The organism is Gordonia paraffinivorans NBRC 108238, assembly GCF_000344155.1.
Classification (GTDB): Bacteria; Actinomycetota; Actinomycetes; order Mycobacteriales; family Mycobacteriaceae; genus Gordonia; species Gordonia paraffinivorans.
In genome coordinates, this window is sequence record NZ_BAOQ01000018.1 from 73775 (window position 1) to 98322 (window position 24548).

Below are 24548 nucleotides of genomic sequence, written 5' to 3' on the forward strand. Positions count from 1 at the left end.
CCAGCGCATCGGCCGATGATCACCCATTCCGACATCCCGCCGGGGCTGGCGTCGCAGGTCTCGCTCGGCCCGGCCTGGTCGGACTGGCTGCGACGGTTGCCCTCCACCGCGTCGGCGCTCCTCGACGAGTGGGATCTCCGCCGCGACGGGGATGAACTCTGGCACGGCTTCGAGTCGCTGGTGGTGCCGGTCGTCGGCGGTGACGGACGTGCCGCGGTCCTCAAGGTCGCCTTCGACGGCGACGACGACGGTGCGCAGGAAGCCCTTGCGCTGCAGCACTGGGCCGGCCGGGGTGCGGTGCGGATGCTGCGCGCCGACCCTCGACGGCGCGCCCTGCTGCTCGAGCGCCTCGAACGCCGAGACCTCACCGCCGTCGACGACGACACGGCGTGCTCGACGGTCGCGGATCTGTACCGGACCCTGCACATCCCGGCGCCCGGACGGATGACGACGCTCAGCACGCGTCTCGGGCGTTGGCTCGACGGGCTCTCGCGCATGCCGCGCGACGCGCCGGTGCCGAGACGCTTTGTCGAGCAGGCGCTCTCGCTCGGGCGGGACCTCGTCACCGACGAGGGGAGCGTGGGGGTGATCGTGCACGGCGACCTGCACCACGAGAACGTCCTCGTCGACCGGTCCGGAGGCGAGAGGGCCTGGGCGGTCATCGATCCGAGCCCGGTGTCGGGGGATCCGCACTATGAGCCGGCGCCCATGCTCTGGAATCGGCTGGATCCCCCGCCGGGCGGAGGCAGGGATCTCCGTGCCGTGATCCGTCGTCGGTTTCACCTCATCGTCGATGCGGCCGGGCTCGATCCCGACCGTGCCCGCGACTGGGTCGTGGTGCGGATGATCCTCAACGCGCACTGGTCGATCATGGACGCGCAGAACGCATCTCGTGGACTGACCATGGGCGACCGGGAGTGGATCACCACGTGCATCACGGTCGCGAAGGCGGTCCTGGACTGAACGTTGCGCGGAACGCTTACCGGTTCGTCGAAGAGCGTCGCTGCCGGAACAGCACCCCCAGGTCGGGTGTCGTCGGTGACAGACCCGCCAGCCGCAGGCCCTGCCAGGCGGTGACCTGGTTGGCGGTGAGGACGGGTTTGCCGACCTCCTGTTCCAGGCCGGTGATCCAGGTGGCGGTGTGCAGCGCGGTGTCGGGGACCAGGATCGCCTGTGCGTCGGGGTGATCGGCCGCATGGATCATCCCGAACAGTCCGTCGCCGTCGAGGGCGCCGGCCTCGGTGGCGGTCTCGATGTCGTTGGCGCGCAACGAGACCACGTGGACGCCACCGTCGGCGAGAAACCCGATGAACCGGGATGCCAGGGGTTCGGGGTAGGTGGCCGCGATTGCGACGCGCGTGACACCCAGGCTCAGGCACGCGTCGACGAAGGCCAGCGACGTCGACGAGGTGGGGACCCCGGACAGGGCGGCCACTCCGTCTGCCTGCCGGCGGGCGCCGTCGTACCCGTAGACGAAACTCCCGCTGGTGCAGGCCCACATGACGGCGGCGGGATCGTGGTGCCCGGCCCTGCGCACGCCGCCGGCGAGACGGTCCGGTTCACCGACCGCCGCCATGGCCTCCACGGTGTGGTCGTCGGAGTCGACATCGGTGATCACCACCGGCAAGCGGATGCCGGCCGCGGAGGTCGAGACCGCGGACTCGATGAGCGAGTAGTCGTCTTCGGCGGCGTGGCCCGGGTAGAGCATCGCGACGGTGGTTGTCACCCGAACACCTCCAAGGTAGATTGTCAACAATCTACCAACCCGATCGAGGGGGTACATGTCCGACACGGCCCGCCGGCTCAGTGCGACGGAGTTGGCCGACGCCTACCGAAGCGGTGAGCTCACGCCGGAGACGGTGGCCGCCGAGCTGCTCGACGCCATCGACGAGGTCGACCCGTCGATCAACGCGTTCTGCCTGCTGGACCGGGACACCACGATCGCACAGGCGCGGGAGTCGGGGGAGCGATTCCGAGCGGGTGCGCCCCTCGGGCCACTCGACGGGGTGCCGGTCAGCATCAAGGATCTGCTGCTCACCAAGGGGTGGCCGACGCTGCGCGGTTCGCTGATGATCCGACCCGAACAGATGGAGTGGGACACCGACGCGCCGGCCGTCGCGCGACTGCGCGAGGCCGGGGCGGTGCTGCTCGGCAAGGTCACCACCCCCGAGTTCGGCTGGAAGGGCGTCACAGACAGCCCGCGGACCGGCGTGACCCGCAATCCCTGGAACACCGAGCGGACGTCGGGCGGGTCGAGCGGGGGCAGCGCGGCGGCCGTCGCGGCGGGGCTCGGGCCCCTGTCGGTCGGCACCGACGGCGGCGGTTCCATCCGGATACCCGCGGCCTACTGCGGCATCGTCGGGCTCAAGCCGACACTCGGTCGTGTCCCGATGTATCCGCCGAGTCCGTTCGCCCCGGTCGCGCACGTGGGGCCGATGACCCGCACCGTCGCCGACTGCGCCGTGCTCCTCGACGTGCTGAGCGGCCCTGATCCCCGTGACTGGTCGGCGCTGCCGCCGCCCGCGCAGACCGCGGTCGAGGCCATCGCGGACGTCCATGACCTGTCCGGTCTGCGTATCGGGTACAGCACGGATCTCGGCTTCGGGACCAACGACGCCGGCGTGCAGGCGAACACCGACCGCGCGGTCTCGGTGCTCGAGCAACTCGGCGCCACCGTCGAGAAGGTCGATCTCGGCTGGGACGATCCGGTGTGGGCCTATCACGTGATCTGGTTCGCCGGCGCCGACGTCGTGGTGCGTGCACTCGGCGACGGCGCCGAGGACAGGGTGGACCCGCTGCTGCTGGAGGCGCTGGAACGCCACCGGGACTTCACGGCGAGCGACTTCGTCGGCGCCACCGCGTTGCGGATGGAGATGGGCACCCAGATGGGCCTGTTCCACCGGGAGTTCGACATCCTGGTGACCCCGGCGATGCCCACCGTCGCGTTCGAGGCCGGCCGTACCGTGCCCGAGGGCTCGGCGTCGCCGGACTGGACGTCGTGGACGCCCTACACCTACCCGTTCAACCTCACCGGACAACCGGCGATCACCGTGCCCAGCGGACTCGTCGACGGCCTGCCGACGGGTGTGCAGTTCGTCGGCGCGCGGCACCGGGACGCCGTCGTCCTCCGGGTGGCCGCGGCCTATGAGGCCGCCGCCGGATTCGCCACGTTGGGAGACAGGGCATGACCGAGGGTCGCTTCATCACCGTGACGCTGGAGAAGCGAGGCGTGACCGCGGTCGCGCGCCTGCTCGACGCCGAGGCCCCGCGCACCGCGCAGGCGGTGTGGGACGCCCTCCCGCTCGGCGGGCAGGTGTTCCACGGCAAGTTCGCCCGCAACGAGGTCTACACCCTGCTCCCGGCGTTCGCGCCCGCCGAACCGGGGCCGGAGAACACCACGATCACCCCGATCCCCGGCGACCTCTGCTATTTCACGTTCGACGGGGTTTTGGACAACCCGGCATATGGGTATGACCCTTCCGCCGCACCGGCCGAGCATCGCCTGCTCGTCGATCTGGCAGTGTTCTACGGAAGGAACAATCTGCTGGTCAACGGCGACGTAGGGTGGGTTCCGGGCAACGTGTTCGCGACCATCACCGATGGTCTGGAAGACTTTGCTGCTGCCTGCAACGACGTCTGGATGGGCGGCGCGAGGGGCGAGACGCTCACCTACGCGCGCCTTCAGCGGTGAGAAAGAGGTAGACGGTGACGACGAAGGTGGATGGGCAGACCCCGGGCGCAGAGGAACCGGGACGTCGCCGCAACGCGTCCGGCCAGCGGAAACGCGCCGGTACCACACGTCATCGCGTCCTCACGCCGCTGGTGCAGGAGTCGACACCGGCGATCATCGCGCGTAAGTTGCACGATGCAATCGCGAACGGAGACTTCCCGCCCGGGTCGCAGTTGACCGAGTCCGGCCTCGCCGCGGACCTGGGGGTGAGTCGCGGGCCTCTGCGTGAGGCCATGCAACGACTCACGGCAGAGGGCCTGCTGGTGAGTCATCGCAACCGCGGTCTGTTCGTGGTGTCGATGGAGGAGGACGACATCCGCGACATGTACGTCGCACGCACGGCGGTCGAACGCGCCGCCGTCGAGCAGGTGATCGCGCACGGCGATCCCGCCGCCGTCGACGCCCTCGGAGAGGCCGTGGAGGCCATGCGCGAGTTCATCGACGAGCCGAACAGCGTGGGAATGGCCGAAGCCGACATGAGGTTCCATCAAACCCTGGTGGAACATGCCGAAAGCCAACGGCTTTCGCGCCTGCACGAGACCATACTCGTGGAGACGCGAATGTGCCTGCGAGCCATGCGGGGAACTTATTCCTCGGGAAAGGAACGAATCGACGAACACCAGGCGTTGGTGGACGCCATCGCTGCGGGGGACGCCGGCAGGGCGGACGAGCTGATGATCGCGCACATGGCCGATGGGCTGCGCAGATTGATCGGTGACGGGCCCGAAGCCGGAGACCTCGCAGCCGCCGGGAGCTGAAACAGCCTCGAGCGCTTCATGTTCGCGGTGGTGAAGGAGCCGCCACCGTGAGCGGGGTCCGCCGTCGCACGCATTGTCCAGGGTCGCGTCGACCTCTCGGGCCCGCTGGCGGCCCGACGAACCCAGGAAGCGCAGATGAGCGATACGAAACCGGTAGACACGTTTGACGAGCTCGCACCAGATCCAGAATCGCCGGAAGGCAGAAAGCTCCTCCACAAGGCCATCGGGGCCTCGGCCATCGGTAACGCCACCGAATGGTTCGACTACGGCGTCTACGCCGCCGCGTCGGTCTATCTGACCCAGGCGTTCTTCCCCGGAGACTACGGAACCATCGGCACCATGCTCGGTTTCGCCGTCTCCTTCGTCCTCCGGCCCCTCGGCGGCATGGTGTGGGGCCCGATCGGCGACCGCATCGGCCGCAAGTCCGTGTTGGCGATGACGATCCTGCTGATCTCCGGGGCCACCGCACTCATCGGCCTCCTGCCGACGCACGCGTCGATCGGCATCTGGGCGCCGATCCTGCTGATCCTGCTCCGCGTCGTCCAGGGCTTCTCCACCGGCGGCGAATACGGCGGCGCCGCAACATTCATGGCCGAGTACGCACCCGACAACAAGCGCGGCAAGTACGGCTCCTTCCTCGAGTTCGGAACCCTCGGCGGCTTCTGCGCCGGCACCGCGTTCGTGCTGTTCCTCCAACTCGGACTGTCGGATTCGCAGATGGACCAGTGGGGTTGGCGAATCCCGTTCCTGTTCGCCCTGCCGCTCGGCCTCATCGGCCTGTACCTGCGGTCGCAGATGGACGACACGCCGGTGTTCCAGGAACTCGAGCAGGAAGACGAGATCACCGGCACCCCGTGGACGCGCTTCAAGGACCTGATGCTGCACTACTGGCAGCCGATCCTGATCATGTTCGGCATGGTGATCGCGCTCAACGTCGCGAACTACACGCTGCTGGCGTATCAGCCGACCTACCTGCAGAACACGATCGGGCTCACCGAGTCGTCGGCCAGCGTGGTGAACCTGATCGGGCAGCTCGCGATGATGGCTCTGATCCCGTTCTTCGGGTGGTGGTCGGATTCGACCGGGCGCAAGCCGATGTGGTGGGCTTCGCTCGTCGGACTCTTCGTGCTCGCGATCCCGCTCTACTGGTTGATGGGACAAGGATTCGCCTGGGCCATCGTCGCCTTCGTGATCCTCGGGGCGTTGTACATCCCGCAGCTGGCCACCATCTCGGCGACCTTCCCGGCGATGTTCCCGACCCAGGTCCGCTACGCAGGCTTCGCGATCTCCTACAACGTCGCGACCGCGGCCTTCGGCGGCACCGCCCCGCTGGTCAACGACGCCGTGGTGGAGGGAACCGGCTGGAGCCTCTTCCCGGCCGCCTACATGATGGGCGCCTGTGCGATCGGCATGGTCGCCCTGCTGTTCCTGAAGGAGACCGCGGGATGCTCGATCCGGGGCACCGAGATCCCCAGCAAGGAGAACGACTTCCGCGAGCTGCAGAAGCGGCTGGCGGAGGCGAAGGCCTAGGGTCGAACGGCTAGGGCCGGCCCAGCATCCTCAGCCCGGCGAGCGCGTACGCCTTTGCCGCCGTGACCAGATCGGCGACGGCGACCGACTCGTCGGGCTGATGGGCCTCGGTGTTGATGTTGCCCGGCCCCAGCACGATCGACGGGATGCCGAGGTCGCGGCTGACGAAACCGCCGTCGCACGCAGCACTCCAGCCGCCGACCGAGGTGGCGGCACCGGCATCGGTGACCGCGCCGACCGCGGTGGTGACGAGCGGATGGTCGGCGGCGGTGGCGAAGCCGGGCATCTCCATCGTCACGCGGACGTCGACGGTGATCCCGTCGGTGTCGATCTGCCTGTCCCGGATCGTCTTCCGCAACTGTTCGGCGATGGCGTGCGGGTCCTCGTCGGGCATGAGACGGCGGTCGATCCCGAGGGAGCAGTTCGGGGCGACCACCGAGATCCCCTGGCCGCCGGCGATGGTCCCGACGTTCCAGGTGCCGTACCCGAGCAGGTCGTCGGCGGACCCGGCGAGGCGCTCCTGATCGGCGCGGATGATCTCGACGATCGCCGCGGCCGCGTTGATGGCCGACCGGCCGTCGGCGGGACGGCCGGAGTGCGCGGCCCGGCCGGTCACGTCGATCTCGATGTACGACGCCCCGCGGCAGCCGCGCACCACCTGCATGTTCGTCGGCTCCGCCACCACACAGCCCAGGAACTCGTGATCGGCGGGCCGGGACACGTGATCGCGCACCCCGATGCCGTGTTCCTCCTCGTCGACCGTGCAGACCAGGCGAACCGGCCCGGACAGCTCGACGCCGAAGTCACCGGCCCGCGAGAGAGCGCTCATCGCGACGACGACCGAGGCGAGTCCGCCCTTCATGTCGGTGGTGCCGCGCCCGATGAGCAGGCCGTCGTGGTTGCGGACCCGATACGGATCGCCGGTCCAGTTGGGGCCCGCGGGCACGACGTCGGAATGCCCGAGGAACATCAGCCCGGGGCCGCCACCTGCGGGCAGGGTCGCGACCAGGTTGGGCCGCGCGGGCGCGACCTCGTGGGTTTCGACGGCCAGACCGAGGGACAGACATGCCTTCTCGAGCACATCGACGGCGGCTGCCTCGGTGCCGCCGGGATTCTCGCTCGGCGCCTCGACCAGCGCCGTCGTCAACGCGACGATCGCGGTCTCGTCGATCAGATCGAGAACGCCCCGCTCGGCTCGGCTCAGATCGGGTTCCGATGCATCGCTCACCGTGCCATCTTCTCAAGACTCGAGGTGAGGCGTCGAACGCCTTCGTCGATCCGGTCCGGGGTGCTCGAGGCGAAGCACAGGCGCATCGAGTTGCGGAAGCGGCCGCCCGGTGAGAGTGCCGGCCCGGGGATGAACGCGACGCCGTCGGCGAGCGCGACCTCGAAGAGCTCGCGGGTGTCGATCTCGGCGAACTCCTCCTGCAGCGTCACCCACAGGAAGAAGCCGCCCTCGGGATCGGTGGTGGTGACCCGGTCGCCGAGATGGCGTGCGATGGCGTCGAGCATCGCGTCCTTGCGCTCGCGGTAGAGCGTGCGGATGCCGGCGAGGTGGTCCTCCAGGCCGCCGCGGGCGATGTACTCGGCGACGATGTGTTGGTTGGGGACGTTGGTGCAGGTGTCCATGGCCTGCTTGCCGTTGATGAGCAGCTGCCGAAGGGAGGGATCGGCGTCGACCCAGCCCACGCGCCAGCCCGGCGCCAGGATCTTGGAGAACGTCCGCACCGAGAAGACGAGCGGATCGCCCGGGCTGAGGGTCTGGAACGTGGGGATGTCGGTGCCGGCGAACCGCAGCAGCCCGTAGGGATCGTCGTCGACGACCACCGCGCCCCAGGTGTGCGCGAGGCGCAGCAGTTCGCGGCGTCGCTCCTCCGACAGCGTCACGCCGGAAGGGTTCTGGAAGGTCGGGATGGTGTAGATCGCCTTCGGCGTCTGGCGGGTGCGCGCGACGAGGTCCTCGAGCTGATCGACCTGCATGCCCTCGTCGTCGACGGGGACCTCGAGGAGCTGTGCGCCGTAGGAGAGCGCGGTCGCGCTGCCGTTGGTGTAGGTGGGGGATTCGACGACGACGAGGTCGCCGGGGTCGACGAAGAGCTTGCACGCCAGGTCGAGACCCTGCATCCCGCCGGTGGTGATGACCAGCCGATCGTGCGACGAGGGGTCCGGGGTGGTGGCCAGGTAGTCGACCAGAAGCTGGAGCAGGCGCGGTTCGCCCTCGGTGGCGCCGTAGGTGAAGGAGGTGTTGTCGAGGATCTCGCCGGCGATCTGGCGGAACTCGTCGGCGGGAACCGCCTCGTCGGCCGGGGAGCCCATCGCGAAGCGCACGATGTCGTGGGACTGGGCGGCCAGCAGCGAGGTCGACGAGTCGATCATCGAGCCGACCAGGTCTTTGGCACGACCCGCGAGCGGAAGAGTCGGGGCACTGTTGCGCACGTCGCGTGCGGTCTCGGCTGCAGTCGTCATGTCGTGCACCTCATCTCTCCAGGCCCGGGGCGCGTCGCCGGTGCTCCGTGCAACTCGGGCCGTCGTCGGATCACTCGGTTCGGGTGATGGTCATTTCTGGATCAGTTCCCTCGGGAAGGAGGTGAAGCACTCGACGCCGGTGGGGCTCACCCGCACCGACTCCGAGAGTTCGAATCCGTAGTTGTCCATCCACATCCCGCAGACGATGTGGAAGGTCATGTTGGTCTCGAGGACGGTCTCGTCCTCGCTGCGGATGCTGATGGTGCGCTCGCCCCAGTCCGGCGGATAGCCGATTCCGATGGAATATCCCAGGCGCGAGGGCTTTTCGAGACCGTACTTGGCCAGTGTCCAGTTCCACGTGGAGGCTAGTTCCCGGGTGGCCACCCCGGGGCGGATCGCCTCGAGGACGTTCTCGAGGCCCTCGGCCGTCGCCTTGGCCACGTAGTCGAGGTCCTTGTGCGGGGTACCCAGCGACACGGTGCGTGCGAGCGGACAGTGATAACGGTTGTGAGCGCCGGTGAGCTCGATGACGACCGCCTCGTCCTCGACGAAAGTGCCCTGGTGCCAGGTCAGATGAGGGGTGTCGGCGGCCGCGCCCGTCGGCATCATCGGCACGATCGCCGGATAGTCGCCGCCGTAGTCCGGCGTACCGGTGATCTGCGCCTGCGAGATCGCTGCGGCCGCATCACATTGGCGCACACCGACGTCGATGGTGTCGATCGCCGCGCGCATGGCCTCGGTGCACACCTCGCCGGCGTGACGCATCAGCTCGACCTCGGCGTCGGACTTCACCGACCGCACCCAGTTGACCAGTTCGAAGCAGTCGACGAGCTTCCACTCCGGGATCGCGTTGAACAGCGCGCGATAGGCCTTGGGCGAGAAGAAGTGCGAGTCCATCTCGAGTCCGACGGAGCCGTTGCGCGACGCCGGTGCGATGAGGTGGCGCTGCCGAAGGGACCAGGCCACCCAGTCGAAGGGATGGACGTGCGGGCGGTGCACGTAGCTCTCGGGATATCCGACGATCTGCTCGTCGGGCAACCAGGTGGTGCGATGGGCGCCATGGGCGTCCATCTCGCGGGCGTAGAAGACCATCTCGCCCTCGATGGGCACGAACAGCAGCTGCGGGGTGTAGAACGACCAGGCGTTGTAGCCGATGAGGTAGAAGATGTTCGCCGGGTCGGTGACGACGATCGCGGACAACCCCTGACGGTCCATGCGCTCACGGACCCGCGTCAGGCGCTGTTCGTACTCGCTGTCGGTGAACAGCTGGGTACCGAGATACATGGGCTGCTCCTCACCGGGATCAGGGGTCGTCGGCGTCGGTGTTCTGATGGGCTGCGGTTCGAGGTCGCGGTGTCTTCACGACGGTGCTCGACGCCTGGGCTCGCCGGCCCGGGCCTCAGCGTCGGATCGGGGTCGCCGTGTACTTCATGTCGAGGAACTCCTCGATGCCCACACGGCCGCCCTCACGGCCGAGGCCGGACTCCTTGACCCCGCCGAACGGAGCTGCCGGGTTCGACACTATCCCGGTGTTGACCCCGACCATACCGGCTTCGAGCGCGGCCGACAGGCGAGCGCAGCGATCGACGTCCTGGCTGAACAGGTATGCGACCAGGCCCCACCGGGTGTCGTTGGCGAGGGCGATGACCTCGTCGTCGGCGGCGGGGTCGTCGGGGCGCCCGGCGTCGCCGAAGGGGATGATCGCCGCGACCGGGCCGAAGATCTCGGTGCGCACCAGATCGGCGTCGAGGCCGACCCCGGTGAGCACGGTGGGCGGATAGAAGTATCCCGGTCCGTCGAGCGCCCGTCCGCCGCAGGAGACCCTCGCGCCCTTCGCCACGGCGTCGTCGACGAGTGAGGCGACCTTCTCGACCGCCTTCGGTTCGACGAGCGGGCCGACCTGGGTGCCCTCGGCGGCACCGTCGCCGACCTTCAGCGCCGCCATCTTCGCGGTGAACGCCTCGGTGAACTCGTCGATCACGCTGCGGTGCACGAAGACCCGGTTGGCCGCGGTGCAGGCCTGGCCGATGTTGCGCATCTTCGCGAGCATGAGACCGTCGACGGCGCGGGGGATGTCGGCGTCGGCGCACACGATGAACGGGGCATTCCCGCCGAGTTCCATCGAGGTCCGCATGACGGTGCCGGCGGCCTGGCGCAGCAGAATCTTCCCGACCTCGGTCGACCCGGTGAAGCTGATCTTGCGGGCCAGTCCGCTCTCCATCCACTCGGTGACCACCGCGGACGGGTTCGAGGTGGTGACGACGTTGAGGACGCCGGCGGGCAGCCCCGCCTCGACGAGGATGTCGGCGAGCAGCAGGGTGGTGAGCGGCGTCAGCTCGGCGGGCTTGAGCACCATCGTGCAACCCGCCGCGATCGCGGGACCGATCTTGCGGGTGCCCATCGCCAGCGGGAAGTTCCACGGGGTGATGAGGATGCACGGACCGACCGGCTGACGGCTCACCACGATGCGATGCCCGCCGTCACCGGTGGTGGTGTGGTCGCCGCCGATGCGGACGGCCTCCTCGGCGAACCAGCGGAAGAACTCGGCGCCGTAGGCGACCTCGCCCCTGGCCTCTGCCAGCGGCTTGCCCATCTCCGCGGTCATCACCGCGGCGATCTCGTCGGTGCGTTCGACGATGAGCTGGTACGCGCGATAGAGGATCTCGCGTCGGCTGCGCGGCGAGGTCGCCGCCCACTCCGCCTGGTGCGCCGCCGCGACCTCGATGGCGCGCCGTGCGTCGGAGGCGTCGGCGTCGGCGACACGCGCCAGCACCTCCTCGGTGGCCGGGTTGACGACCTCGAACCGGTCGCCGGAGGCGGCGGGGACCCACCGGCCGTCGACGAAGAGATCGGTGTGGACCGACGAGAGGGTCTCGCGGACGGGGGAATCGGCGACTGAGGTCATGATCGGGCGCTCCTCGATGGGGGTGTGGGGTTCTTCGGTGTCGGGTTGTCGGCGGTTGCCCGGGTGAGAAGTTCGGCCAGATGGACGCCACGCACGTCACGTGCGCCGGCGAGGTCGTCGTCGACGGCGGCGACATGCTCGACCGCCATCGCGCAGCTGAACCCGTCGGTGACGATCGGGCGTCGGGGGTCGTCGCGGAGGGCGGGGGCGAGGGCGTTCTCGGCCACCGCGATGCTCACCTCGTAGTGACCCTTCTCGAAGCCGAAATTGCCTGCCACACCGCAGCATCCCTCGGCGGCGTGGACCTCGACGCCGAGACGTTCGAGCGCGGCGACGCCGCTGCGCGCGCCGAACACCGCGTACTCGTGGCAGTGCGTCTGCAGCGTCACCGAGTCGGGCAGCGCCGGCGGCCGCCAACCGGCGTCGAGCAGGGTCGGCAGGTACGACGCGAAGCTGCGGACCCGGGCGGCGACGCGACGAGCGGCGTCGGTGGCCACCAGTTCGGGGAGATCGTTCGCGAGCGCGGCCGCGCAACTGGGTTCGGGCAGCACGATGGGCCGGTCGGTGCCGTCGTCGAGGTTCTCGGCGGTTCGTCGCAGGGTGCGTTCGGCCTTGCCCAACTGGCCGGTGGAGATCCAGGTGAGGCCGCAGCAGTTGTCCGCGGTGCAACCCACCCGGTCGCCGGTCGCGCCGAGGACCTCGGCAGCAGCCGAGGCGACGTGCGGCCGGAACGCCTTGGTGAACGAGTCGACGAACAGGATGACCTGCGAGTCCGCCGACACCTCCGGCAACGCGTCGAGGTGGGTTCGGCGGGCGCGGCGGGTCGCGAAGGCCGGCATCGTGCGGCGCGGATCGAGGCCGCCGGCCCGTGCCGCGAGGCGGCCGAGCCCGGACGACAAGGCACGGTTGATCAGCGGCGCGGCCGCGCCCGCGGCCGACAGCCACGCGGGCATCCAGCCCAGCGAGTAGTGCGACAACGGGCGCACGCGCCGCCGGTAATGGTGATGGAAGAACTCCGATTTGTAGGTCGCCATGTCGACGCCGGTCGGGCAGTCGGTGGAGCACGCCTTGCAGGACAGGCAGAGTTCGAGGGCCTCGCGGACCTCGGGCGAGCGCCAACCCTCGTCGACCGACGGGGCCGTGCGCACCATGTCCTGCAGGACGCGGGCACGCCCGCGCGTGGAGTCCTTCTCGTCGCGCGTCGCCCGGTAGCTGGGGCACATCACGCCGGTCGTGTCGGCGCGGCAACGCCCGACGCCGATGCAGCCCTGCACAGCATGGACGAAGGGGTCGAGGAGGGACAACTCGGAAGCGCCCCCGGAATCCGCTCCCGGTGGCGTGGCGGATGACGTGGTGTCGCCGGCCCCGCTGCCGAGGGCGGTTTCCGGGGGAGCCTCTCGGTGGGGCCGGCCGAGGCCGAAGGCGGTCGGCCAGGTGCGCTGCGGCACGTCGGCCAGCGCGAGGTCGGCGGTGATCGACGGCGGATCGACGATGCTGCCCGGGTTGAGCGCGCCGGCCGGGTCCCAGATCTCCTTGAACCGGGCGAACGCGCCCATCATCGCGGGGGAGTACATGAGCGGCAGCAGCGACGACCGGGCGCGGCCGTCACCGTGCTCGCCGGACAATGAACCGCCATGCCGGACAACGAGTTCCGCGGCGTCCGAGCAGAACCGCTCCATGACTGCGCGGCCCTCGGGGGTGCGCAGGTCGAAGGTGATGCGGACATGCATGCACCCGGCGCCGAAATGGCCGTACATGACGCCGGTCAGGCCGTGATGTTCCAGGAGTCCGGCGAACTCGTCGAGATAGTCCGCCAGACGTTCGGGGGCGACGGCCGCGTCCTCCCACCCCGGCCAGGACTCGTATCCGCTGCCTGCGTTCTCGTCGTCGGGATCGGCGAGACGCGAGGAGAGTCCGGCGCCGTCCTCACGGACCCGCCACAGCGCCTTGCGGCGTGCCGGGTCGTCGACGACGGTCGCGTCGATCATGCGCCCCTGTGCGCGCAGATGGTCGAGGAGCCGCTTGGCCGTGGCCGGGACATCTGATTCGCCCTGCGCCTGAGCGCTTTCGGAGTCGACGTCGATGAACAGCCACGCCTGCCCCGCGGGAAGTCCCGCGACGGTGTCGCGTCCGCGCCGGGCGGCCATGGTGGCGACGATCTTCTCGTCGATGCCCTCGATCGCCGACGGCGCGAACGGCAGGATCGCCGGCACATCGCGCGCGGCGTCGGAGGGGGAGCGGTACCCGACGCACAGCAGCAGCTGGGAGGTCGCGACGGGGACGAGCCGCACCTTCGCCGACACCACGATGGCGCAGGTGCCCTCGCTGCCGACGAGCGCGCGGGCGACGTCGAAGCCGTTCTCCGGCAGCAGGTGTGCGAGGTGGTACCCCGACACCTGGCGGGGGATCGTCTCGAGTTCGGTGCGCAGGATCGCCAGGTTCTCCGCGGCGAGGTCCTTCAGCGCGTCGGCGATCTCGGCGGCGCGTGCCGCGGCGGCGCGATCGTCCGGGTCGGTGGCGTACAGGCCGTCGCGGGTGGCGGTGAGCAGCAGGCCGTCGGAGGTGACCAGGTGCACCTCGACGACGTGATCGCTGGTGCGTCCGTAGCGCACCGAGTGGTTGCCGCAGGCGTCGTTGCCGATCGCCCCGCCGAGCGTCGCACGCGATGCCGACGACGGATCCGGGGCGAATGTGAGCCGTCCGTCCGTGGCCTTCCTGGCCTCGGCGGCGAGGGTGGTGAGCACGATGCCCGACCCGGCGACCGCGGTGGCCGTCTCGGCGTCGACCGAGATGACGCGGTTCATGTGACGGGACAGGTCGATGACGACGCCACGGCCGATCGCGTTGCCCGCCATGGACGTTCCGCCGCCTCGGGCGACGATCGGGATGCCTGCCCGGCGGCACGTCCGCACGATCGCGGCGACATCCTGCGCCGATCGCGGAAAGGTCACCGCCACGGGCGGAATGCGGTAGTTGGAGGCGTCGTAGGAGTATTCGGCGATCCGGCGCGGTGATGCGTCGGCATCGATGCCGAGTACGACGAGTTCGGTCGCGATGTCCACCGGCCTAACCTAGTGCGGCGTCGAGCGCCGCACCGAACCGGGCGACGCCGAGATCGATCTCCTCGGCGGTGACGACCAGGGCCGGGATGAGGCGCACCACGTTCGCCGCCGGGCCGCAGGTCAGGGTCAGCAGGCCCTGCTCGGTGGTCGCCTGCTGGACCGCGAGGGCCGCGGCGGCGTCGGGGACACGGGCGCCCGAGGCGTCCGTGGTGACGAACTCGATGCCCGCCATCAGGCCCAGGACGCGGACGTCGCCGATTCCGGCGTGCCGTGCGCACACCTCGCGGAGGCCGTCGAGGAGCTGTTCCCCGCGGACGCGGGCGTTCTCCACCAGGTTCTCGTTCTCGATGACCTCGAGGGTGGCGATGGCGGCGGCCGCGGCCACGGCGTTGCCGCCATAGGTTCCGCCCTGCGAGCCGGGCCAGGCCTTGCTCATCAGCTCGGTCGGGGCCGCGATCGCCGAGATCGGGAAGCCGGACGCGAGACCCTTTGCGGTGACGAGGATGTCGGGAATGAGTCCCTCGGCGTGCTGGTGGCCCCAGAACCTCCCGGTGCGACCGAAGCCGGCCTGCACCTCGTCGAGGACGAGCAGGATGCCGTGCCGGTCGGAGCGTTCGCGGAGGCCCTGCAGGAATCGGGGCGGCGTGGGCAGGTAACCGCCGTCGCCGAGCACCGGCTCGATGAGGAAGGCGGCGGTGTCGTTCGGCGCCACGCGCGACTGCAGCAGATAGTCCAGTTCGCGCAGCGCGAAGTCGACGGCGGCGTCGGTGTCCCAGCCGTAGCGGAATGCGTAGGGGAACGGGGCCATGTGCACGCCGCTCATGAGCGGGGAGAACCCGGCCGAGAACCGGGTGCCCGCGGTGGTCAGGCTCGCGGCGGCCACCGTGCGGCCGTGGAAACCGCCCTGGAAGACGATGATGTTCGGCTTGCCCGTGGCCATGCGCGCCAGCCGGATCGCGGCCTCGACGGCCTCTGAACCGGAGTTGGCGTAGAAGACCGAGTCCAGGCCCTGCGGCAGGACGCCGCCGAGACGCCGGGTGAGTTCGAGCAGCGGCGGATGCATGACCGTCGTGTACTGCGCGTGGATCACCTTGGCGCACTGTGCCTGTGCGGCGGCGACCACGTGCGGGTGGCAGTGGCCGGTGCTGGTGACGCCGATCCCGGTGGTGAAGTCCAGATAGTCGCGGCCGTCGGTGCCGTGGATCCAGGAGCCCTGGGCGTGTTCGACGACCACCGGCGTCGCCTGTTTCAGGGCGGGGCTCAGCGACGCGGTCTGGTCGGTGCGGAACGGGGAGTCAACGCTCGCGGTCATGGGTACACCGTGACGGCCAATCGTCCGATTGTCAACAATTTGACAGCATCGGCGACCGTGCGGCGATCGGCGGTTGTACGGTGGCCCCATGAGCACCCGACGCCCGGTCCTCGCGCTCCTCGGTGCACCTGGTGTGCCGGGACCTCCCAATCTCGGGCAGATCGCCGAGCTGGCCGACGTGAGGCATTGCGTCGCAGACGATCTCGACCGTGCGCTACCCGGCGCCGACATTCTGGTGCTGTGGGACTTCTTCTCCCGGGCGCTCGCCGACAACTGGGGTGAGGCGACCGCGTCGCTGCGGTGGGTGCATGTGTGCGCCGCCGGCGTCGACTCGCTGCTCTTCGACGAGCTGAAGGCGTCGGATGTCGTGGTGACCAATGCGCACGGGGTCTTCGACCGGCCCATCGCCGAGTTCGTCCTCGCATCGATCCTCGCTCGCGACAAGCGATTACACGAGTCGATGGCGTTGCAGCGCGACCACCTCTGGAAGCACCGCGAAACCGTCGGCACGTCACGGACCTCGGCGCTGGTCATCGGGACGGGCGGCATCGGGCGGGCCACCGCGCGGCTGCTGCGCGCCGTGGGGATGGAGGTCGTCGGAGCGGGCCGCACGGCCCGGGACGCCGATTCCGACTTCGGGCGGGTGATCGCGACCGCCGATCTCGCCGACCACGTCGGGAGGTTCGACAACGTGGTGGCGATCGCGCCTCTCACCCCGCAGACGCGACGGATGATCGACGCCCGTGTGCTCGCCGCCATGAAGCCGGGGGCGCACCTGATCAACGTGGGACGAGGAGAGCTCGTCGACGAACGGGCACTCGTCGAGTCCCTGCGGTCGGGGCGCCTGGGCGCGGCCTCCCTCGACGTCTTCGAGACCGAACCGCTCCCGGCCGACAGTCCGCTGTGGGATCTGCCCGGCGTGGCGATCTCGGCGCACATGAGCGGGGACGCCGTCGGCTGGCGGGAGGCGCTCGCCGATCAGGTGCTGGAGAACCTGCGCCGATACGTGGCCGCGGGGCCGGGTGACCTCGCCGAATCGCTGGTGAACGTCATCGACAAGGAACGCGGATACCGATCCGGAGGCGGATGACTCCCTCGCGAGCCTGCCGATAGTAGGCTGTAGCGCGATGACCACCGTCTATTTCCTCATCGCCGCCTTGGCTCTCGCCGGTGCGGGCCTGCTTCTGTGGCTCGACCGGAGACGCTCCAGTGTTGCGCGGCACCAGCGTGCGATCTGGGGGGATGAGCACGAGTTCAAGTTCCGCGAGACGGACACCAAGCTGCGCAAGGTGTTTCGCCGGGCGACGATGAACGTCCCCGACCACGTCGAGGTCCGCGACGTCGCCTACGGGCGCTACGCGGGCGCCGAGGCCGTGGTCTTCGACCTCGCCGAGACCGCGACCGTCATCGCGGTCCGGCGCTCGACGCCGTCGCCGGTCGTCGTCGACCTCCGCCACGAGGACGTCCTGGCGCCCGCCGAGGAGGACGTCGAACTGCTCGGCGCGATGGGTCCGCGCGTCATGTTCTCCAACAACCTCGACGTAGCGCGCCGGGTCTGCGACCGCCGGATGGTCGCGCTCGCGAACAAGGCGCCCGCGTTCGTCGAGGTGCTGTGGAACGAGGGCAACTGGGCACTCGGCTCGATGCCGCTCACCAACGATCCGGCCCGGCTCAACACCGGCCTGGAGGTGGTGCGCCGGTTCGCCGACCTGCTGCGCGTGCTGCCGCCGGTTCGCGACCCCGAGGACACACCCGATCCCCGCGACCCGCACGGCCCGACCAGCGCCGAGCTCGCCGACGAGAAGACCGAGTCGATGCGCGACAAGGAGCGGCGTCGCCGACAGGCCGCGGCGGCATCGGCGGGCGAGCCCGCACCCGCCGCACGGTCCGCGGTGCCCCCGACCTCGGTGCGCAAGCCCCCGCCGGCCCCGGGTAGGCCCGCCGAGTCGAACCCGGGTTCGTCGACCGCCGGACGCGGCATGACGCCGATGCCGGTTCGGGGATCGGCGTCGCGCAAGCCCGTCGACCCCGACGAGGTCGCGCCGCGTCGCGCACCCGAGGGCGGCGAGCGTCCCGACCGCCCCCGCGGCTGACCGACGGCCGTCGTAGGGTGTTGAGTCGTCCACAACCGCAGGCCGTGAGCCGCAGAGTCCGAGAGTGAGTCCCATGTCCTCGTCATCCCCGGTTTCCGACGCCACGCCGCCCGAGGTCGACGCAGACGCCCGGGCCCGGCTCGCCGAGCTCGTCCGCGAACTGGCCGTGGTGCACGGTCGGGTGACGCTGTCGTCGGGCAAGGAGGCGGACTACTACGTCGACCTGCGCCGGGCGACCCTGCATCACGAGGCCTCCCCGCTGATCGGGCGCCTGATGCGCGAGCTGACCGCGGACTGGGAGTACGACGCGGTGGGCGGCCTGACCCTCGGCGCCGACCCGGTCGCGACGTCGATCATGCACGCCGACGGCCGCGCCATCGACGCGTTCGTGGTGCGCAAGGCGGCCAAGACCCACGGCATGCAGCGCCGGATCGAGGGCCCCGACATCGCCGGCCGCAATGTGCTCGTCGTCGAGGACACCAGCACCACCGGCGCCTCGCCGTCGACCGCGGTGGAGGCGGCGCGCGAGGCCGGCGCCAACGTCATCGGCGTCGCCACCGTGGTCGACCGGGCGACCGGTGCCGACGCGGTGATCACCGGGCTCGGCGTGCCCTATCGACACCTTCTCGGGCTCTCCGACCTCGGCCTTGCCTGATCCGGCAGACGCTCCCGACTCGCCCGACACCGCCGAGGCGAATGTTCCCGGCCCCACCGAATGGGTGATCGGACCGCCCGTGGGCGTCGGACCGTGGATCGTCGAGCACCCCGGTGAACCGGTCCCGGACGACGACCGGTTGGACCCGGAGCTCCTCGCCGAGGGCGACACCCGCAACGTCGTCGACGCCTACCGCTACTGGAAGCGGGAGGCCATCGTCGCCGACATCGACGCGCGGCGGCATCCGCTGCACGTCGCCATCGAGAACTTCGCCCACGACGCCAACATCGGGACCGTCGTGCGCACCGCCAACGCGTTCGCGGTCGCGGCCGTCCACATCGTCGGCCGCCGCCGCTGGAACCGGCGCGGGGCGATGGTCACCGACCGCTACCAGCACCTCATGCACCACGGCACGGTCGCCGAGCTGTTCGACTGGGCGCGCGAGCGGGGACTGGCGGTCGTGGCGGTCGACAACACGCCGGGATCGGTTCCGCTCGAGACCGTCGAGCTCCCGCGCGAGTGCGTCCTCCTGTTCGGACAGGAGGGGCCGGGGGTGAGCGATGACGCGCAGCGGCGGGCGGACCTGACGGTCTCCATCGCGCAGTTCGGGTCGACCCGCAGCATCAACGCCGGGGTCGCCGCCGGCATCGCCATGCACACGTGGATACGGCAGCACGCCGACCTCGACCGGGCCTGGTGACCGCTGCCGGAACGACTCCGGACCGGTCCGGTCCGGAGTGATCCGGGTCCGGACCGGAGACTGCGATCAGCGTCGTGAACTGGCGGTTCGGGCTCGTGAACCCGGGGAGCGTTGTACTCGGCGGCACCGGGTGGTCAGGTGATCGGGCGATGTCGGTGGCCCTCCGGTCCCGGCACGCCATCGCCACGTTCTCCGGGGGAAGGAACCTCTGTGCTCGCGAATCGAACCGACCGCCGACCGACCGCCGATACGAATCGGCTCGTGTGGTCGGCCACTCTGCTCGCCGCTGTGATCGTCGCCCTCGTGGTGGTGATCGCCGGTGCGGGACCAGCGGCTTCGGCCACCCACTCCACCCGTGACGGTCACACGATCGTGCTGAACGCCGCCGGCCACCGGGTTCGCTCGGTCGCGCCGCTCGACGGCTCGCCGCTGTCCCGGGAGGCCTTCGTGTCCTCGGACGTCCACGCAGCGGTGCTCGGCATCGAGAAGGGCGAGTCGGTGCGCGCCACGCTCGAGGTCGGGTATCAGATCGGCTACCCGGTCTCCATCGCACCCGACGGGGTCACGGTCACCGCGCACACGCCGCAGCTGAAGCTGACCAGCGGGGTGAATGCGAAGCTCGCCCCGAACGTCACGATCTCCGGAACCGGCGGCGGCTCGATCGGCGAGGTCGGCGGCAAACTCGAGGCCGAGGCCACGATCATCCCGTCCGCCGACGTCGAGTTCAAGGTCGGTGCGGGCAAGATCGCCGGCGTGAAGCTCGCCGAGATCGCACTGACCCGTCCCACCGCCGACATCGTCCTCTCGGGCATCGAGCTCTCGGTCTCAAACGCGCTCGGCGCGGTCAACGTGCGCCCGTACGCCAAGATCTCGGTCACCACCGACACCGGCGTGTACGTCTACTCCACGTACGGCACCATCAAGAAGCTGTGACCGAGGATCTTCGCGGCGACGGGCTTCGGTGATGAATCGGGATCGATCTCGATCGAGTGCGTAGATCTGGGTCCGGCTCGAGGACGGTTCAGAGTGTGTCGGTGGCCTCGGCGGCAGCGGCGGCCTCGGCCTTCGCGTTGCGACGACGGCGGTACCACTCGAGGAACATCGGCAGCACCGAGACCAGGACGATCGCGATGAAGATCGGCTCGATGAGCTTCTGGACGAACTCGAATCGTCCCAGCCAGTAACCCAGCAGCGTGATGCCGGCGCCCCAGACGACGGCGCCGATGACGTTGTAGAGGACGAAGATCGGGTACTTCATCCGCGCCGCGCCCGCCACGATCGGGGCGAGGGTGCGGACGATCGGCACGAAGCGGGCGAGCAGGATCGTGATCGGACCGCGCTGCTCGAAGAACTCATGCGCCTCGAGGAGGTATCGCTCCTTGAGGAACCGCGCGTCGGGCTTGAACATGCTGGTCCCGATGTAGCGGCCGATCCAGTAGCCGATCTGGCCGCCGATGATCGCCGCGATCGGGATGAAGATCACCAACTGCCACAGGGAGGCGAACTTCTCGATGCCGTCCTTGCCGCCGGCGGCGACGACCATGCCGGCGACGAACAGCAGGGAGTCACCCGGCAGGACGGGGAACAGGACTCCGGACTCGATGAGGATCACCAGGAGCAGCCCCCAGAAAGCCCAGGCACCGAAGTAGCCGAGGAGTGTCACCGGGTCGAGGAAACCCGGCATGAGGGCGACGTTCGTCGTGGTCTGGGCGAGCGCGGAGTCGATCACGGAAATCCAGAGTACCCACGGATGTGACCAGGGCAGAATCTCGCGAACCCGCGTGAACGTCCCCCGTCGCCGGTGGCATCGCGCTCCGGCAGTGGTGAGCGACCTGTTCGCCGCGACCGGAGTCGCTCCACGCGCCACCGGGAATCCGGCGGATGCGGTGACCGGGATCACCCGCTGCCCGCCACGTGGCGCCCACCTACACTCCTCCCATGATGTCCGATTCGGCGAACGTCGACCTCCAGAAACCGACCTCCCCGGACGACCGCGACACCGCTGACGTGATCGTCGTCGGCAGTGGGTTCGGTGGTGCGGTCTCGGCCCTGCGACTGGCCGAGCAGGGTCGGCGCGTCCTGGTCCTCGAACAGGGCCGCCGGCACACGCCCGAGGACCTCATGGCCGCCCGTAAGGACCCGCGCAAGTACCTGTGGATGCCGGAGCTGGGGCTGAAGGGCTTCTTCTGGCAGCGGGTGCTGCGGCACGTCGGCATCATCGGCGGCGCCGGCGTGGGCGGCGGCAGCATCGTGTGGGCCGGCGTGCTGCTGGAGCCCAAGGACGAGTTCTTCACCGACCCGGCCTGGCCCGAGGTGGCCGGCGGGTGGCGAGCACAGCTGGCCGAGCACTACCGCACCGCCGCCCGGATGCTCGGGCGCGAGACGACCCGGTTCGTCGGCGAGATGGACCGTCACCTCCAGGCCACGGCCGAGGCGATGGGCGCGGGGGAGACCTACGGGCCCACCCCCATGGCGATCTGGTTCGGCGAGGAAGGCGTCACCGTGCCCGACCCGTTCTTCGGCGGCGAGGGCCCGGACCGCACCGGGTGCCGACTCTGCGGCGCGTGCCTCGTCGGCTGTCCCTACGGCAGCAAGAACACCCTGGACCTGAATTACCTCTGGCTGGCCGAGCGTCGAGGAGCACGGATCGTCCCGGACACCCGGGTCGAGATCGTGGCGGCGGTGCCCGGCGGATACGAGGTCCGGACCGCCGACGGCCAGATCCTGCGTGCGGCCGAGGTGGTGCTGGCAGCGGGAGTGCTCGGGACGGTCGAGCTCCTCTTCCGATCCCGTGAGCAGGGCCTGCTGCCGAACGTCTCGCCGATGCTGGGTCACCAGGTGCGCACCAACTCCGAGGCCATCACCGCGGTCCTCGCCGACGACCCGGACGCCGACCTCACCCGTGGACCGACCATCTCCAGCGAGTTCTATCCGGATGAGGCCACGCACGTCACCCAGAACCGCTACGTCGGCGGGTGGCACATGCGGCTGCAGCTCGGCCCGCTGGTCGACGGCGACGACCCCGCCCGGCGGCGGCGCGCGGCGCTGGCGGAGCTGGGGCGCCACCCGCTCCGACAGCTCCGGCTGATGACCGCGCGCAACTTCGTCGAACGGCTGAGCGCGTTCACGGTGATGCAGAACGTGGAGAACGAGATCCGCCTGGTGATGGACCGATCCCCGGTCAGGCCGTGGCGCCGGGTCCTGCGGTCCCGCACCGGTGAGGGAGTGCCCGCCGCGCCGAGCTACCTGCCGCAGGCCAACGAGGTGGCCCGGAGGTTCGCGGATTCGGTCGGCGGCCGGCCACTCAACCTGCTGCTGGAGAGCGTGGGCGGCAAGTCCATCACCGCCCACGTCCTCGGCGGCGCCGCGATGGGTGCCGACGCCTCCGACGGTGTGATCGACACCGATCATCAGGTGTTCGGCCATCCCGGCCTGTACGTGGTGGACGGGTCGGCGATCCCGGCGAACGTGGGCGTCAACCCCAGCCTGACGATCACGGCCATGGCCGAGCGGTTCGCCGCCCGCTACCGTGCCCGCCGGGCCGCGCAGCCCGACCAGACCTCGACGATCGGGGCATCGTGACCACTGAACTTCCGACGTCCCTGGCACGTCTGCGCACCCTGTTCTCCGAGGCGACGCCCCCGACCGCACCGCCCGTCGCGGGCGACTACCTCATCACCTTCGTCGGCCCGGCCCCGCTGCGGGTGGTGGCGCCGCGCGCGATCGCCGTCGGCGGTATGCGGCGCTGGCGCGGGAAGCGATTCGACGGCGCCGGCAGTGCGGTCAACCTGGTCGACGACGCCGACGGCAGTCGTCGCGAGATCATTCCCATGCGGGTGACGGTGGAGCCCTCGTGGCGCGACGGCCGGCCGGCCCTCGTGTGCTCGTACGGGCCGGACGGGCCGGTGCCCTGGCGGTGGGTACGAGACGAGTTCCGTGCGTTGGACGAGAGTCGGCTGATCGGCCTGACCTTCGTCGGCGGCCGGTGGTCCGCCCCGCTGGCCGCGCCGTTGCTGCTGACCCGCGCCTGAGCAGGGGACGCCGCAGGTCCGGGCCCCAATGGCGGGCGCACCGGCCGGTGTGCCACCTGCCATACTGAGGGGAGTCCGGCCGCGGGAAGTCCGGCTGCTCGCCACTGAACATCACCAGAGGGTGAGCGAACCCGAACACCAGAGCACATCAACACCCTGGAGGATTCGTCGAATGCCCATTGCAACCCCGGAGCAGTACGCCGAGATGTTCGACAAGGCGAAGAAGGGTGGTTACGCGTTCCCCGCGATCAACTGCACCTCGTCGTCGACCATCAACGCGGCCATCAAGGGTTTCGCCGACGCCGGTAGCGACGGCATCATCCAGTTCTCGACCGGCGGCGCCGAGTTCGGCTCCGGCCAGGGTGTCAAGGACATGGTGACCGGTGCGGTCGCCCTCGCCGAGTTCGCGCACGTCGTCGCCGAGAAGTACGACGTCCTGATCGGCCTGCACACCGACCACTGCCCGAAGGACAAGCTGGACACCTACGTCCGCCCGCTGATCGAGATCTCGCAGGCGCGCGTCGACGCGGGCCGCAACCCGCTGTTCCAGTCGCACATGTGGGACGGCAGCGCCGTGCCGATCGACGAGAACCTCGAGATCGCCAAGGAGCTCCTGGCCAAGGCCGCCGCCGCGAACATCATCCTGGAGATCGAGATCGGCGTCGTCGGCGGTGAAGAGGACGGCGTCGAGAACGAGATCAACGAGAAGCTGTTCACCAGCGTCGAGGACTTCGAGAAGACCATCGAGGCCCTGGGTGCCAGCGACTCGGGCAGCCGCTACCTGCTGGCCGCCACCTTCGGCAACGTCCACGGCGTCTACAAGCCGGGCAACGTCAAGCTGCGTCCGTCCGTGCTGAAGGAGGGCCAGGAGGCCGCCGCCAAGAAGCTGGGCCTCCCCGAGGGGACCAAGCCGTTCGACTTCGTCTTCCACGGCGGCTCGGGCTCGCTGAAGAGCGAGATCGACGAGGCCCTGAGCTACGGCGTCGTCAAGATGAACGTCGACACCGACACCCAGTACGCCTACACCCGTCCGGTCGCCGGCCACATGTTCACCAACTACGACGGTGTGCTGAAGGTCGACGGCGAGGTCGGCAACAAGAAGGTCTACGACCCGCGCAGCTGGACCAAGAAGGCCGAGGCCAGCATGTCCGAGCGCGTCGTCGAGGCGTGCAACGACCTCAAGTCGGCCGGTAAGTCGCTGAAGGCCTGACCTGCTGATCGCCTGATTCTGCCCGCACCCGAAAAGGGTGCGGGCAGAATTGTTTTCGCAGGTGGGCGGACACCCTGCAGGGCCTGGCCGGCGCTG

At 69.8% G+C, this 24548-nt stretch carries 21 protein-coding genes; 13 read left to right on the forward strand and 8 right to left on the reverse strand.

What is annotated here, in order from left to right; genetic code table 11:
* Positions 1-15: 15 nt before the first annotated feature.
* The gene (locus GP2_RS09990) at positions 16-963 is read left to right on the forward strand and encodes an aminoglycoside phosphotransferase family protein (protein ID WP_040526719.1); all 948 of its coding nucleotides are present in this window, start codon (positions 16-18) and stop codon (positions 961-963) included.
* 16 nt (positions 964-979) lie between these two features.
* Here GP2_RS09990 and GP2_RS09995 read toward each other — a convergent pair whose 3' ends face one another.
* The gene (locus GP2_RS09995) at positions 980-1726 is read right to left on the reverse strand and encodes a maleate cis-trans isomerase family protein (RefSeq protein ID WP_006900386.1); all 747 of its coding nucleotides are present in this window, start codon (positions 1724-1726) and stop codon (positions 980-982) included.
* 55 nt (positions 1727-1781) lie between these two features.
* On the opposite strand from GP2_RS09995, the gene GP2_RS10000 reads away from it, so the two are divergent.
* The 4 genes from GP2_RS10000 (at position 1782) to GP2_RS10015 (ending at position 6018) form a co-directional block, all read left to right on the forward strand.
* Positions 1782-3188, forward strand: a complete 1407-nt coding sequence (locus GP2_RS10000) for an amidase (protein WP_006900387.1) — start codon at positions 1782-1784, stop codon at positions 3186-3188.
* Positions 3185-3691, forward strand: coding sequence for a DUF3830 family protein (locus tag GP2_RS10005; RefSeq protein WP_006900388.1), 507 nt, complete (start codon positions 3185-3187; stop codon positions 3689-3691). Before GP2_RS10000 ends, GP2_RS10005 begins: the two co-directional genes overlap by 4 nt.
* A gap of 14 nt (positions 3692-3705) precedes the next feature.
* On the forward strand, positions 3706-4488 hold the full coding sequence (locus GP2_RS10010; protein WP_006900389.1) for a GntR family transcriptional regulator: 783 nt from the start codon (positions 3706-3708) through the stop codon (positions 4486-4488).
* A 135-nt stretch (positions 4489-4623) separates the two neighbouring features.
* Positions 4624-6018: an MFS transporter gene (locus GP2_RS10015; protein ID WP_006900390.1), complete on the forward strand. Its 1395-nt coding sequence runs from the start codon at positions 4624-4626 to the stop codon at positions 6016-6018.
* Positions 6019-6028: 10 nt separating this feature from the next.
* Here the strand turns inward: GP2_RS10015 and GP2_RS10020 are convergent, their stop codons facing one another.
* From GP2_RS10020 to GP2_RS10045, 6 genes are all read right to left on the reverse strand, one after another.
* Positions 6029-7246 (reverse strand): M20 family metallopeptidase, encoded by a 1218-nt coding sequence (locus GP2_RS10020; RefSeq protein WP_006900391.1) that lies wholly within the window; start codon positions 7244-7246, stop codon positions 6029-6031.
* Positions 7243-8484: an aminotransferase-like domain-containing protein gene (locus tag GP2_RS10025; protein ID WP_040526720.1), complete on the reverse strand. Its 1242-nt coding sequence runs from the start codon at positions 8482-8484 to the stop codon at positions 7243-7245. The genes GP2_RS10020 and GP2_RS10025 overlap by 4 nt, the downstream gene beginning before the upstream one ends.
* A 90-nt stretch (positions 8485-8574) precedes the next feature.
* Entirely contained in the window at positions 8575-9768 is a 1194-nt protein-coding gene (locus tag GP2_RS10030; RefSeq protein ID WP_006900393.1) for a M24 family metallopeptidase, read from the reverse strand.
* 115 nt (positions 9769-9883) lie between these two features.
* A complete protein-coding gene (locus GP2_RS10035) occupies positions 9884-11389 on the reverse strand; it encodes an NAD-dependent succinate-semialdehyde dehydrogenase (protein WP_006900394.1) in 1506 nt (501 codons plus the stop codon).
* Complete coding sequence (locus GP2_RS10040) at positions 11386-14451, reverse strand: FAD-binding and (Fe-S)-binding domain-containing protein (RefSeq protein WP_006900395.1); 3066 nt, start codon at positions 14449-14451, stop codon at positions 11386-11388. The genes GP2_RS10035 and GP2_RS10040 overlap by 4 nt, the downstream gene beginning before the upstream one ends.
* Before the next feature lie 4 nt (positions 14452-14455).
* The gene (locus tag GP2_RS10045) at positions 14456-15763 is read right to left on the reverse strand and encodes an aspartate aminotransferase family protein (protein WP_006900396.1); all 1308 of its coding nucleotides are present in this window, start codon (positions 15761-15763) and stop codon (positions 14456-14458) included.
* Positions 15764-15851: 88 nt separating this feature from the next.
* Here GP2_RS10045 and GP2_RS10050 point away from each other — a divergent pair, with 88 nt between their 5' ends.
* The 5 genes from GP2_RS10050 to GP2_RS10070 all read left to right on the forward strand — a co-directional run bounded on the left by GP2_RS10050 (position 15852) and on the right by GP2_RS10070 (position 20144).
* A complete protein-coding gene (locus tag GP2_RS10050) occupies positions 15852-16853 on the forward strand; it encodes a D-2-hydroxyacid dehydrogenase (RefSeq protein WP_006900397.1) in 1002 nt (333 codons plus the stop codon).
* A 37-nt stretch (positions 16854-16890) separates the two neighbouring features.
* Positions 16891-17856 (forward strand): TtfA family protein, encoded by a 966-nt coding sequence (locus GP2_RS10055; RefSeq protein ID WP_006900398.1) that lies wholly within the window; start codon positions 16891-16893, stop codon positions 17854-17856.
* Between the two features lie 73 nt (positions 17857-17929).
* Positions 17930-18511: an orotate phosphoribosyltransferase gene (locus tag GP2_RS10060; protein ID WP_006900399.1), complete on the forward strand. Its 582-nt coding sequence runs from the start codon at positions 17930-17932 to the stop codon at positions 18509-18511.
* Positions 18504-19211: a TrmH family RNA methyltransferase gene (locus GP2_RS10065; protein WP_006900400.1), complete on the forward strand. Its 708-nt coding sequence runs from the start codon at positions 18504-18506 to the stop codon at positions 19209-19211. Before GP2_RS10060 ends, GP2_RS10065 begins: the two co-directional genes overlap by 8 nt.
* Positions 19212-19472: 261 nt before the next feature.
* Positions 19473-20144: an MspA family porin gene (locus GP2_RS10070; RefSeq protein WP_006900401.1), complete on the forward strand. Its 672-nt coding sequence runs from the start codon at positions 19473-19475 to the stop codon at positions 20142-20144.
* Positions 20145-20232: 88 nt separating this feature from the next.
* Here the strand turns inward: GP2_RS10070 and GP2_RS10075 are convergent, their stop codons facing one another.
* Positions 20233-20940: a DedA family protein gene (locus GP2_RS10075; RefSeq protein WP_006900402.1), complete on the reverse strand. Its 708-nt coding sequence runs from the start codon at positions 20938-20940 to the stop codon at positions 20233-20235.
* Between the two features lie 209 nt (positions 20941-21149).
* On the opposite strand from GP2_RS10075, the gene GP2_RS10080 reads away from it, so the two are divergent.
* The 3 genes from GP2_RS10080 (at position 21150) to fbaA (ending at position 24452) form a co-directional block, all read left to right on the forward strand.
* Positions 21150-22793, forward strand: coding sequence for a GMC oxidoreductase (locus GP2_RS10080; protein WP_247601616.1), 1644 nt, complete (start codon positions 21150-21152; stop codon positions 22791-22793).
* Positions 22790-23242 carry a hypothetical protein gene (locus tag GP2_RS10085; protein ID WP_006900404.1) on the forward strand — a complete coding sequence of 151 codons (453 nt, stop codon included), beginning with the start codon at positions 22790-22792 and terminating at the stop codon, positions 23240-23242. The genes GP2_RS10080 and GP2_RS10085 overlap by 4 nt, the downstream gene beginning before the upstream one ends.
* Before the next feature lie 172 nt (positions 23243-23414).
* Positions 23415-24452, forward strand: a complete 1038-nt coding sequence (gene fbaA / locus GP2_RS10090) for a class II fructose-bisphosphate aldolase (protein ID WP_006900405.1) — start codon at positions 23415-23417, stop codon at positions 24450-24452.
* The last annotated feature ends 96 nt before the right edge of the window (positions 24453-24548 follow it).